Raw genomic sequence first — 13073 nt, forward strand, 5'->3', positions numbered from 1 at the left:
TCTCGTTTTCCCCATTTCCAGTTGGTTCTATCCAAAGTTAATTGGACTTTATCGAATGAAAATATATTGAAAATTAACTGAGAAATTTGACGATAATCGAAGTACTGATCTGCAAAGAAGCGTTGTATACGTCGATAAAATGATTGTGGTAAGCACTTGATGGGTAAGGCTTTAGATGCAGAAGAAAGATTACATGTCTGTTTTACAATTAATGCAAGCATAATCAGTGTAAAACATTTTACACGTGACTTGTTCCACTTTAGATATTTGTTTAAGATGAGATGTAACTCATTGAAATGTGTCATCATATTCGTCGTCAGAAAACAAGTATTATGCCATTATTTCAATGAGTTGTCTTTTTTTGTCGTGTACAAAGAAAAATCAAATAAAAAAGCGTCTTTAGTTTAACTAAAGACGCTTTTACTCATATGCGATTTAAACAAGTTTAAAACTGATAATTCCATCGAACTAGAACATTACGTGGTGTTCCAGGCATTGACTCTGAGCGCCAATAGTCTTTATTGGTTAGGTTATTTACAGCAAGCGTAACGTTCCAAGGATCAGCGCTATAACCAATTGCAGCATCTAAACGCGTGAATCCTTGAAAATCGATAGGCGTATTATCTAAATTGCTATTGGAATATATCTTCGCATCACCAACATAAGTTGCGCCAATTTCACCATAGATCTTCTCGACTGGTAAATAGCGTATAAATAAGTTTCCAGTATGGCGTGGAGTATTATTGAGTACTTTACCAACATTGGCCGCTTTATTGTCTTTAGAAATCTCTGTATCCATATAGCTATAGCCTCCCCGTACAAACAAGTTATCTAAAGCACGTCCAATAAAGCTAAACTCTATCCCTTTAGACTGATGCTGGACCCTTCAATATTTCAATGCGCTCAATATTGGCATTACTACGGCGAACTTGACCACTTTCACGGACACCATCACGATAGATATCGCCAGTATCTGCATTAAATCCGCGCAAGTTGATGCCATCACCACGCATATCATAGCTCGTTGATACCCCAGGTGTTCCCTGTAACATGACACTTAAATCATTTGCACCATAGATTTTATATTTCTGAACATCAATGGTATCAATCGTTTGAGGAATATCTTTTTTCTTTAGCCCATTTCGAGTCACGCTGGCTTGATCATAATCAATATAGCTTTTAATTGGATCAAGCTCACTCATTGCTTCAATTTTAATCGTTGGCATAACCGCAGCCTGAATATTGTTTTCGTTGGCAAGTAGGTACTGCGCTTGTAAGAGCATTAAGCTTAATGCACTAAATCTAAAAATAGGCTTGTGAGAGAGCGTAACATATCGAGATGTCATAAAAATTCCAAACAAAAAATCAGACAAATATTAAGAAAAACTTAAAATACAAAAAACAATACAATAGACTTCCTTCATAAATCATTTTTCAATCAATTTAATTGTTTATCTTTCACCCAATCTAAATTGTATATGCCAGCAAGTAAATTAAACCGCAGGTTTAATCTTTTACGACGATTTCTATATACACAAGATAAAATCTTAAAACATTTCATCCTTCCAAATACATGCTCTACTTGAATTCGTCTACGACCAATCTCTCTATTTAACTTATTTAATTCAGAATCTAGTTTTTCAGTTTTCTTTGCTTTAGATGGCATGAGGCATCCAAAACCCAATTTTTTTATCCCTAAATACCCCTTATCAACGATAAAAAAGGGCTTAAATTTTAATTTCCTCATACTTTTTTTAAATATTTTAAAATCATGCATGCTTCCATGACTTCCACATACACTCAGTATTTCACCTGTTGTATAGTGCATAGATAGCTGAAATTTAAAGGTATGTCGCTTTTTTTACCGCTATACCATTTCTTCTGTTTTTTTTGGACGTTGAACTAATATTTCAGTTGCATCAATCACAACAACTTCCCAATCCACTTCATCTCGATTAGGAAGTTGTTTTGGCAAGTTAAATTTTCCAGAACGGATTAAGGTATCTTCAATAACACGTGTGATACGAATTGCACTCGTTTCAGATACACCGTAACTCATACCAAGATGGAAAAATGTTCGATATTCTCTCCAATATTCTATACATAAGAGCAAACGATCTTCCAACGGTAATTTATGCGGTCGTCCTTTACCAATATGACCAGGTAAATGCTTATTTAGCTCGGCCAACATGAGGTTAAATGTAGCCCAACTAACACCGGTAAGCCTACGAAACTTAACGTCTGATAATTTTTGAATATCTTTGAATTTCATCCAAGGATTATCTCTTGAATTAAATAATTTTGCTGATTAATTTAAGATCAAATAAATTGTACGTTTTTTGATTTATGACGGAAGTCTAATATTAATAAAAATAATTCTTATTTTTACCATATTTTGCATAATTTCTTTCTCACAGCTTATTAAGCAGTCAATTTTTACGAAATCATGCTCTTTAATAGCGCATAAATAATTAAAAAATATTTTTAAATCTGAGGCTTATTTAAGCTAAATTCCATTTTTCTACACAATTTTACATTAGGCTACACACAAAATAATTTGATCTTTCTTTTGGGGTACTTGAATGAAATATCCACTCTATTTTGGGAAATTGAGTGTACTTAGCTCGGCATTACTGAGTATCAGCACTTCAGTTTTCGCCGCTGATAGCAACATAACAACACCTACAGAACCAGCAACGCAGGTTTTACCTACCCTATCGTTTAAAGCATCGGCAGAGCCACAGAAACCAAAAGATGATGATATAAGTGCTGTACCTAAAACCATTATCACCCGTGATGAAATGCTACAGTACGGCGATCAATCCGTGATGGATGCATTACGTAGAGCTGCTGGATTTCAACTTCCGACATCTGGACAAGGTCCACGCGGTGGTGGTGGCGCTTCTGGAATGCGTTTCCGTGGTGGAGTTGGTCCAACATTCCTTATCAATGGTGAACCTGTGCAAGGTGGACCACGTGGTGGTATGTCTATTATTGACACGATTACCCCTGAAATGATTGAACGAATTGAAGTCGTGAAGCAGCCAAGTGTTGCTCAAGCGTCTGTTGCGTCATCAGCTGTTATCAACATTATTTTGAAAGAACCTCTCGATAGTCGCATCAGTGGCTCGATAAAAGTAGGTTATGGTAAGTACGAGGATTCTGAGAAACAATCAAAGAGCGAACAAAAAATCAGCCTACAAGCTGACGGTCGTGAAAATCAATGGTCATATAGTGTTTCTGCAAATCAAATGTGGGTTGATAACACATCCCTAACCAAAACAGAAACATCAGCGGGTACACGTGAACAATCGCGCACGGTCAATCGAAGCATGCAAATGTTTTCACCTCGCTTGCAATACGATCTCGATGATCAACAAAAATTGATTGCCGAATTATTCTATCGCAACATCAAAATGGATGGTTATTCAGCCAATCAAACGCAAGATGATAAAAATGATAGCATTCGTCTAAATACACGTTATGAACGAAAAGACAAAGACTTAAGCGATAAGATTCGGCTATCCGTTGAACGTCAAACCGAAACTCAACTCACCCGTTCACCTCAAAATACCATTTATACCGATGAAACCATTCATGAATATGGCCTCGCTTATGATGGGATGCGCAAATTAGATCCGACTCGTCAAATCAAATTTGGTGTTGATACACGGAGTAGTAACTTAGACAGCAATGTGAGCAATCGTTTAGATGAGCAACGTTATGCTTTATATGCCGAGGGAAGCTGGCGTTTTACAGATCGACAAACCATTACGTTGGGCGCGCGCCAAGAATGGTTAAATCGCTCTGGTCTAGTTGATTATCAGGACCAACATCTTAGCCCTGTACTTGCTTATCGTTTTGATCTAACCGAACAATGGTCGATTCAAACCAACCTTAGCCAAGCATTTAACAGTCCAAAAACTGATCGTCTCATTCCGAATGTCACTGTTTCTACAGATAGCGATGCTGGTTCATTGAATAATCCTGATCGCGGCGGTAATCCGGACTTAAAACCAGAGAAAACAAGCGCTGTAGAATCAACTTTGGCATATGACTCAGCGAATGGTGGTATGAGTTTAACTGCATATCATCGCGAAATTAAAGATTACATCGAAAAGGTGATTGCGCTTGAAGGGTCACGTTATGTTGAACGTCCACAAAACCAAAATCAAGCAACGACCTATGGTGTTGAACTTTCTGGACGTTATGCGCTGAAACAAACGGATGCAGGTCATTCATTTATGCTGAATGGGCAAATATCAACGATCCGTGCAAAAGTTGAAGATGAACAGCACAATGAGCGTTTAGTCAACGATGTTGCCCCATATAATGCAAGTGCAGGGTTATCTTATAACTTTAAGCCTTGGCAGCTTTCTACCAGTATCAATCTGAGCTATACACCTGAATTTACGCGTGGTTTAGATGGTCAACCTTATGATCGAACCACCAATCACCGTTTTGGATTAGACCTCAGTGCAACCAAGCGTTTCACTGGTGGCTGGGCGGCAAGCTTAAATCTCAACAATCTACTCAGTACAGATTATAAAGAACGACTGACCAATCAATCTGACGGTAGTTTATATCAAGCAAGAACAAATCAAGGTATGGCGAGTTTCCAATTATCTGTTGAGAAAAAGTTCTAACTTTACTGCCTAGGCTAAATTGATTCATCATTAACAAAAGCCAGTTATGAAAATAGCTGGTTTTTTAGATTTCAAAATAGATATTAAAAATCTAACTATGAAAATTTTCGATATTGGGAATGCTATGATCTTCATCCTACTTTCATCAGTGCTTAGAGGATAATATGCGAGCCGAACTCAAAGCCAAAATCCTACAGGTCTACGATGAAAAAATTGCAAAAAAAGGCAGTAACGTCGGACTTTCTTTCTATGCCTTTTTTGCCAATAAAAATGATGATCCTGAACACTTAATGGAAGCTGCCCCATTGGTGAATCATTGAACATCGACTTGATCATTTTGAAAAAGCTGACAAGATCAAAGCACTAGTCTTAGCCCAACCCGATTAATCAAACGTCTTAATACACATCGCGTTGATAACGCTGTTGCTGCTTAAGCTGTTCTACCTGTTCATGCCCTAGAATCTCTTTTAGTGCTTGATCAACACCGCTCGCCATGCCTTGTAAACTACCACAGACATATATCGCTGCGCCTTGTGCAATCCATGCTTGTAATTGAACTGATTGTGTTCTTAGACAATCTTGCACATAGACTTTTTCAGCCTGATCACGTGAAAAAGCATAATCCACATACTCCAGAAAACCATGCTGCTGCCAATAGCGAATCTCTGTTTGGTACAAATGATCAAACTGCTGCTGTCTTTCACCAAAAATCAACCAATTCCGTCTATATCCCCAATGCTCACGTTGGCGTAAATGTGCAACTAGACCTGCGATTCCCGTACCATTGCCAATTAAAATCAGTGGTCGATCATCATGAACTAAGTGAAAACTTGGATTATGACGTATGTTAGCTTGCAGCGATTGGTCTTGCTCCAACCCCACTGTCAACCAACCTGAGCCTAGTCCTAAACCTGATTCAGTCTGTTGCTGTCTCACCACCAATTCAATTAAACCGTTTTCAGGCAAACTAGCAATCGAATATTCACGCTGAGCTAAGGATTCAAATTGTGTAATCCATTCAGCAAATGAAAGTGATGCGCGAGGTGGTAATTTTCTTAAATTTAAGCGGCGCAGTTGAGGTATGAAATCCACTGCATCTTCTTGCTGTTGTGCTACTAAAAAATTCTGAATATCAATCGTATTATTTTCACATTGAATTTCTAAAATATCGCCTGATGACCAAACCAAATCTTGTTCAGGAATTAATTGGATTTTATAAATTGCTTCCCCAATACTGCCTCTATTCAAGCATTGGCGATGAGCAAACTTTAATTCTACATGCTCTTTTTCAATAGATAGCGCTGAAAATTGAGTGCTGGTTAACTGCTCCAAGCCAAGCAACCATTGTTCTAAATCACGACTATTGAGCTGATCCACACAAACTATTGGAAATAGAGCTTGAGCTTGTTGCTTCAATAACCATTGTTCTAGTGTTTTCCCAAACTGACAAAAATTCGAGTAACGTTGATCACCCAATGCAAGCACTGAAAATGACAAATGCGATAAATCTAAAGATTGGGACAGAATTTTATGGACAAATGACTGGGCAGCATCAGGTGCATCCCCTTCTCCATAGGTACTCACCACCCATAAAATACGTTGATGTTGCGTTAAATCAGTAATACTCAGTTTTTGAATATTTCGAATCGCAGTGTGATGATCAATTAAGCATAATTGTTCAGCCGTATGCTTTGCCCAAGATTCAGCATGACCTGATTGACTTGCATACACCACTAAATAAGCAGGATGATCTTGATTGGCTTTTTGCTTCGCATGACGTTGTTGCCATAACAACCAAACAATTATAAAAAGATGTAGACTCAATAATATTGCCAATATCACAATAATCGTCAGTACAGCTTGAGTCATCCTTTCACCTTAAATAGCAGACCAAATGAGCAAAATAATTGCCGATAAACTACATGCTGTTAAAAGCAGATGTGTCACTAAACGAGTTTTAATGGTCAGGAACAGAATATAACCTGCCAAAGATAATAAAATAATGATGATCGCACTAATATCAATTAACCAATGCCAAGCTGTTCCAACGTTTTTGCCACGATGCAAATCATTCAATAATGAAACAGTGGTGGCTGGTTTCTGCGTTATCTCAACATCACCATTGTCGAGCAACACCCATAAGTCTGTTGAACCTGCTGGGCCTTCGAGACGAATCATGACCTCACCGTCTAGCATTTCACTACTTTTATAACGACCAATCAAAGGCTGTTTCGAACGAACGTATTCCACAATACTTTGGCTTGGATTCTCTTGTTTTTGCAGAGACGCAACCAGTGTTGGCGGTAAAGTGAATGTGGTGGTTTGCTCTTCATTTTTTGATTTAAACCAATCAGGATTATTGAGAAATAAACCTGTAGCAGCAAAGAAGATCAAAACGATAAAGGCAAAGGCAGAAAGCCAACCATGCACATAGCGTGCATGGCGGTAAAAATCACGGCGTTGATACAAGGGATTAGCCTCATAAATGGAGTGACGCTAGAAATTAAGCACCACGTTGGAAATTCAATTTAACTGTACCAATTTCTGCTTGAGCAGGCAGCGTTTGTGTTGCAGCTTTTAGTGTGACATTCAATTCAATGGTTTGATAAGAATGATCGCCATGCTCACGCGAGGTTTCAATATGGATAATATATTTACCTGCATTCACTATTTTACCCGCTTCGTCTTTACCATCCCAAGCCAACTTATACTGTCCTGGTTGACGTGAAGGTTTTGCAACAGCATCTAAGTTTGGCATTTGACGACCATATCGACGCCACCAAACATAGTTAGAGTTAATCCACTTCTCATCTTTACCCCAGACAGCCAGTGTACGCACAATCTTTTTATCGCTATCTGTAACCCAAACTGACACATAAGGTGCACGGTAGTTATCTACTGCGATTTTTGGAATATTCACTTCTAACTGAGCTTGGTAGCCTTTTGGCCAAGCTGTTGCTGCGCCATTCGCCGCAACATGACGCATTAGAGCAGGTTGATTGGCATCTAACAATGATGACCAGCCTGAACTTTGATAACGTGTGCCGTCAGTTGCAACAAGTTGAGCTTCATAACCGACGAGTTGTTCAATCAGTTGCATCCCTTCATACGCAGGCATTGCGGTTAATGCTGTTGCTAAAGCATCTGAATCAGCAGCACATTGTCCAACCACAATACATTGTTCAACGTTTTGAATCGGTTGTCCTGTATGTGGATTTAACAAATGTGATTGATCTGCGAACCCACGATAGCCTTGACCACTAAAAGCTACAGCTTGATCTTTCAGGTTGAGTACCTGAGTTGGTGCAACATTATCAAAACGTTCATTCGGGTCTTGTACACCAACTTTCCAACCCGCTTGTTGAGGTGATTGCCCCCATACACGCATATCGCCACCAATATCGATCAGAATACCTTGTAAATGTGGCACTGCTTGTTTAGCTGCTAACAAAGCACGGTCAATCACATAGCCTTTAGCGTAAGCATCAGGTTCGATTTTAATAGCTGATGGTGTTTTAATCTGCTTTGTTACAGGGTTAAGTTCAATACTTTGGGTTTGTAACTGTCGTAATAAAGATTCTTGAGTGTTGTCATCCAAACGTTGGACTTGATTGCTATTTTCCCATAATTGGATCAATTGCCCCAAACGTGCATCAAAACCGCCACACGTTGCACTGCGCCACTGTTCACAAGCTGCGACAACATCATAGAGCTCAGATGAAGCAAAAATTTGCTGCTCACGATTTAATTGGCTGATTTCACTATCATCACGCCAAACTGAAAGAATCTGATCAAGTCGAGCAATTTCTGTCTGAATCGCTTGTAATGCCTTTTCTGCATCTTGTTGCTGAGATGTAGTGACTACAACATCTAAAGATGTGCCTAACACATGATCTTGATGAAAACGATAACTTGGTAATTGGATTGGCGCGGATAATTGATGTGCATCTTTTATATTTATATTTAGTTCATCTGCTTGAGTCGCCGTAAATGGGGACATCAAAACTGTTAACGCAGCCATCAACGGAGATAAACGAAAAATTATCTGTATTGGACGAAAAATTTGTTGAGTTGATGACATACGGGGATTCCATTTTCCAAGATTTACTTAAAATCTACTGGTCGCTCAATTAAAGTAATGCTCTTCTTCTATCTCAATACTTAACTTAGACTACGATATAATTTGATCAAATTTTTCAATAAAATCAATAATATTAATCTGCATAAAAACTTAAGTTAAAAGAGAAGAATAACTTTTTAATCATCAACTTAGTTTTTGAACATGACGATTAAAAATTTATCGAAATAATATTGCAATTGATACTCGTTATCAAGTAGATTGTGGCAAATCTTTTGCATTTTGTATATTTCTCTTTTAAGGAATTTTTCATGCGTCATTTGATTACGACTGGATTACTCGCGCTGTTACCAACCTTGAGTTTTGCTCATACTGCCAGCCCATTTTTACTGCCTGAAGTCTTCGATAGCAAATCTGACAGTGTGAGCTTTCAAAGTGGTATTACAGTAGAAAAATTCTTTGTCGCAAGTAGAAATTTTAAAACCAGCTATCAAGTCACAACGCCTGAAGGTAAAACTGAATCTTTCAATGCAGCAGCTGAACTCAAAAAGTTTAATATCGCTGAATTCAATTTAACCAATGATGGTACCTATCGCATTCGCACAAAAGAAGCGACTGGTAATCCAACCAAATATGCTCAAGTTGATGGGCGTTGGTTACGTGTTCGTCCATCACGACCTGCAAATGCTGCACCTATGCAACCTCAAGCAAATGCTGAACAAAAAGCACCTCAGCAAGCAAGCCAACCACCACGTTTTGTGACAGAGGATCAAATCACGGCTAATGCAAAAACACTTCAAACAACAAACTATTATCTTGCTGAAAGCTTTGTGACAAAAGGCAAACCAAGCCCAATTCCACAAGTTGAAAATAAAGGTTTTGAATTTAAGTTTTTAACACACCCAAATGAATTATTTGCTGGTGAATCACTTAAAGCACAAGTTTTAATGGATGGCAAAGCTGTTCCTAACTTAGAAGTTGATGTCTTTAAAGGTGCGAGCAGCTATCAACCCAATGCTAAACGTGAACAACCGCACGTGAAAACCAATGCAAAAGGTGAAGTCGAGATTAAATTTAGCGAAGCAGGCATTTATTTAATTACCGCGACTTATCCAGAAGCGAATAGTGACAATACCAAACCACCTGTTGCTCAAACATACACGTATAGTGTTACTGTAGAAGTGACGGAGTAAGCCATTCAGGCACTTACATTTACATTTTTTGTAAGTGCCTTTGATTTTCCTGTCTGATTACAAGCAATTCAAATTTCTGCTTTGACTGACTTACCAGTTTAATGCGAACTTGTTTTAGACAACAAATTCAGGACCAGAACGCCACTCATAATCAGTACAATCCCAATAATTCCCCATAGATCCAATTTTTGATCATAGAAAAACCAAGCAAAGGTCGTGATCAATACAATTCCCACCCCAGACCATATCGCATAAGCAATACCAACTGGAATTGTTTTCAGTGTCAAAGATAAGCAATAAAATGCAATGATGTAACCTAAAATCACAACGATAGAGGCAAATGGCTTTGTAAACCCTTCGCTACTTTTCAGTGCAGATGTCGCAATCACTTCTGCTGTGATCGCTACAAATAAAAATATCCAACTTTTCATTTACCACACCTGCTCTATCCAAACAAACATTTCACATCTATTAATTCAATCATAAAAAAACACCCTTTAATAAAAAGGGTGTTTTCTAGTTCTAAGATCAAGAATCTATTAATAATATTTAAGCAGATTTCTTCGCCATATTATTTTTACGAATCGTAATCATCACCAACTGAACTGCTGCAGGAGTGACACCTGGGATACGGCTTGCTTGCGCTAAAGTTTCAGGGCGAACTGTTTTAAGCTTTTGAGTAATCTCGCGAGATAAACCTGAAACACCATCATATTCAAAGTCAGCTGGAATCTTCGTTTCTTCAAGGCGTTTCATCTGAGCAACATCATCATGTTGACGGTTGATATAACCTTCGTATTTCACCGCAATTTCGATTTGCTCACCCACTTGCTCTGAAACTTCAGAACCCGTTAATTCTGCAATTTGACTGAAATTGATATTTGGACGTTTCAATAAATCAATCGCACTACATTCTTTACTAAGATCAGCACCCGTCATTTCAACGAATTTTTTACCCATTGGATTGTTTGGCGCAGCCCATAAATGTTGTAAACGAGAAGTTTCGCGCTCAACTGCTTCCATTTTTTCGCTATATGCAGCCCAACGCTCATCATCCACTAAGCCAAGCTCACGACCAATAGAGGTTAAACGCTGATCGGCATTATCCTCACGCAACATCAAACGATATTCAGCACGAGAAGTAAACATACGGTACGGTTCTTTGGTTCCCAATGTAATCAGGTCATCAACCAATACGCCCATATAAGCTTGATCACGTTTTGGTGTCCACTCTTCTTGTTCCCACGCACGGCGTGCAGCGTTTAAGCCTGCAAGCAAGCCCTGTGCACCCGCTTCTTCATAACCTGTCGTACCGTTGATTTGACCCGCAAAGTACAGATTTTGAATCGCTTTGGTTTCAAGTGTAAATTTCAATGCTTGTGGATTGAAATAGTCATATTCAATCGCATAGCCCGGACGCAAGATATGCGCATTTTCCATACCACGGATCGAACGAACTAAATTGAACTGTACGTCAAATGGTAAAGAAGTCGAAATTCCGTTTGGATAAAGTTCATGGGTATCCAAGCCTTCTGGCTCCAAGAACACTTGATGTGAATCTTTATCAGCAAAACGGTGAATTTTATCTTCAATTGATGGACAATAACGTGGGCCTACGCCTTCAATTACACCCGTATACATAGGTGAACGATCTAGACCACCACGAATAATTTCATGGGTTTTTTCGCTTGTATGGGTAATATAGCAATTCACCTGTTCAGGATGCATAGATACATCACCCATAAATGACATTACAGGCGATGGGAAATCACCTGGCTGCGGCGTCATAACAGAGAAATCAACTGTACGGGCATCAATACGCGGTGGTGTACCTGTTTTTAAACGACCTACTGGCAATTTAAGTTCACGCAAACGATGAGCTAATGCAATTGACGGTGGATCGCCCGCACGACCACCACTTGAGTTTTGTAGACCAACGTGGATCACACCGCCCAAGAAAGTACCTGTCGTCAATACCACAGTTTTGGTATCAAAACGGATGCCCATTTGGGTTACAACGCCTTTAACGGTATCGCCTTCAACAATCAAATCATCCGCAGCTTGTTGGAAAATATCTAGATTCGCTTGATTTTCTAAAGTATCACGAATTGCAGCTTTATAACGAACACGGTCAGCCTGTGCACGTGTTGCACGTACAGCCGCACCTTTACGAGAGTTTAGAATACGGAACTGAATACCACCTTTATCCGCAGCAAGTGCCATTGCACCACCGAGTGCATCAATCTCGCGGACAAGATGTGATTTACCAATACCACCGATTGCAGGGTTACAGCTCATCTGCCCCAAAGTTTCAATATTATGCGTCAACAATAATGTTTGTCTTCCCATACGAGCAGCAGCAAGCGCCGCTTCCGTACCAGCGTGACCGCCACCAATTACGATAACGTCGTAAACTTTAGGATAGTGCATAGTGGTAAATGTGTATTCAAAAAATGACAGAGTATTATACAGGATTTTTCATATTAAGTTGACAAAAACCGTCAATATTCTTATTCACTAGAAATCAATGGTCTGTATACAAAACACACAAAAAGAAACTTTCTGTTGCATTTTTCTCCAATAGTTAACAAAGCGCCACACAATCATTAACCTGATCACCACTGTTTTAGTGAATGAATTTCTTATTCTAGTTAATGCATAAAATACTTTAGGAAAATGATATGAACAAAAAGCTTTTAATTTCATCGTTTCTTTGTAGCCTATGTTTAGCTGTAACTGCACAGGTAAATGCTATATCGACTGTTGATGCTCAAACTCAAAAGTATCAACAAGTTTGTAAAAGCAAAAAACAAGGTGATATGGTTTCTTTTGCTTATAAAGGTGTTGTTTATAACGGTACATGTGAACCCAATGAAGCTGGAAAACTAGCATTCCAGCCACCGATGCCTGCTAACAACGCGACACCTGAAACTCAAAGCAAAATTTCAGAAACTCAGTCCGCACCTCGTCCAGTAAGTTCAGTCCAAACACCATAGACTTATCAAATAGGAAAATTATAAATATTTAAAATGATAAAAGAATGTGACCTAAGCACATTCTTTTATCCTATTTGATGTGATCAACACACTAAATTCAAAAAAAAGATCTTAAAATTGTAATCTGCCTATTTTATAATCCCTTTAGACTAGCTGAATC

Annotated in this window: 10 protein-coding genes and 3 pseudogenes; 4 read left to right on the forward strand and 9 right to left on the reverse strand. The window is 38.7% G+C overall.

The annotated features are described in order from the left end of the window. The 4 genes and pseudogenes from F908_RS15610 to F908_RS09655 form a co-directional block, all read right to left on the reverse strand. Positions 1-305: pseudogene (locus tag F908_RS15610) on the reverse strand (IS4 family transposase); the annotation flags it as partial. Positions 306-445: 140 nt separating this feature from the next. Next, positions 446-1346: pseudogene (locus F908_RS16190) on the reverse strand (TonB-dependent receptor domain-containing protein). Positions 1347-1438: 92 nt separating this feature from the next. Beyond that, a complete protein-coding gene (locus tag F908_RS15620; RefSeq protein WP_081399871.1) occupies positions 1439-1828 on the reverse strand; it encodes a transposase family protein in 390 nt (129 codons plus the stop codon). A gap of 39 nt (positions 1829-1867) precedes the next feature. Then, positions 1868-2272 (reverse strand): transposase family protein, encoded by a 405-nt coding sequence (locus tag F908_RS09655; protein ID WP_004730644.1) that lies wholly within the window; start codon positions 2270-2272, stop codon positions 1868-1870. A 310-nt stretch (positions 2273-2582) separates the two neighbouring features. Between F908_RS09655 and F908_RS09660 the strand changes: the two genes are divergently transcribed. Continuing rightward, a complete protein-coding gene (locus F908_RS09660; RefSeq protein ID WP_005161032.1) occupies positions 2583-4646 on the forward strand; it encodes a TonB-dependent receptor plug domain-containing protein in 2064 nt (687 codons plus the stop codon). Between the two features lie 164 nt (positions 4647-4810). After that, positions 4811-5033, forward strand: a pseudogene (locus tag F908_RS09665) (DUF6500 family protein). A gap of 9 nt (positions 5034-5042) precedes the next feature. Here F908_RS09665 and F908_RS09670 read toward each other — a convergent pair. Genes F908_RS09670 through F908_RS09680 form a run of 3 tightly spaced genes read right to left on the reverse strand, consistent with a single transcriptional unit; the run spans position 5043 to position 8727 of the window. Continuing rightward, the gene (locus F908_RS09670; RefSeq protein WP_005161036.1) at positions 5043-6515 is read right to left on the reverse strand and encodes a sulfite reductase subunit alpha; all 1473 of its coding nucleotides are present in this window, start codon (positions 6513-6515) and stop codon (positions 5043-5045) included. 9 nt (positions 6516-6524) lie between these two features. Then, positions 6525-7115, reverse strand: a complete 591-nt coding sequence (locus tag F908_RS09675) for a PepSY-associated TM helix domain-containing protein (protein ID WP_005161038.1) — start codon at positions 7113-7115, stop codon at positions 6525-6527. Between the two features lie 34 nt (positions 7116-7149). Beyond that, positions 7150-8727, reverse strand: a complete 1578-nt coding sequence (locus F908_RS09680; protein WP_005161040.1) for a DUF2271 domain-containing protein — start codon at positions 8725-8727, stop codon at positions 7150-7152. 308 nt (positions 8728-9035) lie between these two features. On the opposite strand from F908_RS09680, the gene F908_RS09685 reads away from it, so the two are divergent. Then, a complete protein-coding gene (locus F908_RS09685; RefSeq protein ID WP_005161041.1) occupies positions 9036-9917 on the forward strand; it encodes a DUF4198 domain-containing protein in 882 nt (293 codons plus the stop codon). A gap of 98 nt (positions 9918-10015) precedes the next feature. On the opposite strand, the gene F908_RS09690 is transcribed toward F908_RS09685, so the two are convergent. Next, positions 10016-10348, reverse strand: coding sequence for a DMT family transporter (locus F908_RS09690; protein WP_005161043.1), 333 nt, complete (start codon positions 10346-10348; stop codon positions 10016-10018). A gap of 118 nt (positions 10349-10466) precedes the next feature. Continuing rightward, the gene (gene mnmG, locus F908_RS09695) at positions 10467-12347 is read right to left on the reverse strand and encodes a tRNA uridine-5-carboxymethylaminomethyl(34) synthesis enzyme MnmG (protein WP_005161046.1); all 1881 of its coding nucleotides are present in this window, start codon (positions 12345-12347) and stop codon (positions 10467-10469) included. A gap of 251 nt (positions 12348-12598) precedes the next feature. On the opposite strand from mnmG, the gene F908_RS09700 reads away from it, so the two are divergent. Beyond that, a complete protein-coding gene (locus F908_RS09700) occupies positions 12599-12913 on the forward strand; it encodes a hypothetical protein (protein WP_005161048.1) in 315 nt (104 codons plus the stop codon). The last annotated feature ends 160 nt before the right edge of the window (positions 12914-13073 follow it).

The organism is Acinetobacter sp. NIPH 284, from assembly GCF_000369425.1.
Taxonomy (GTDB): Bacteria; Pseudomonadota; Gammaproteobacteria; order Pseudomonadales; family Moraxellaceae; genus Acinetobacter.

Bases quoted from the DNA above. Each gene is read 5' to 3' on its own strand.
- F908_RS15620 (WP_081399871.1), bottom strand. From the start codon at position 1,828: ATGCACTATACAACAGGTGAAATACTGAGTGTATGTGGAAGTCATGGA.
- F908_RS09655 (WP_004730644.1), bottom strand. From the start codon at position 2,272: ATGAAATTCAAAGATATTCAAAAATTATCAGACGTTAAGTTTCGTAGG.
- F908_RS09660 (WP_005161032.1), top strand. From the start codon at position 2,583: ATGAAATATCCACTCTATTTTGGGAAATTGAGTGTACTTAGCTCGGCA.
- F908_RS09670 (WP_005161036.1), bottom strand. From the start codon at position 6,515: ATGACTCAAGCTGTACTGACGATTATTGTGATATTGGCAATATTATTG.
- F908_RS09680 (WP_005161040.1), bottom strand. From the start codon at position 8,727: ATGTCATCAACTCAACAAATTTTTCGTCCAATACAGATAATTTTTCGT.
- F908_RS09685 (WP_005161041.1), top strand. From the start codon at position 9,036: ATGCGTCATTTGATTACGACTGGATTACTCGCGCTGTTACCAACCTTG.
- F908_RS09690 (WP_005161043.1), bottom strand. From the start codon at position 10,348: ATGAAAAGTTGGATATTTTTATTTGTAGCGATCACAGCAGAAGTGATT.
- mnmG (WP_005161046.1), bottom strand. From the start codon at position 12,347: ATGCACTATCCTAAAGTTTACGACGTTATCGTAATTGGTGGCGGTCAC.
- F908_RS09700 (WP_005161048.1), top strand. From the start codon at position 12,599: ATGAACAAAAAGCTTTTAATTTCATCGTTTCTTTGTAGCCTATGTTTA.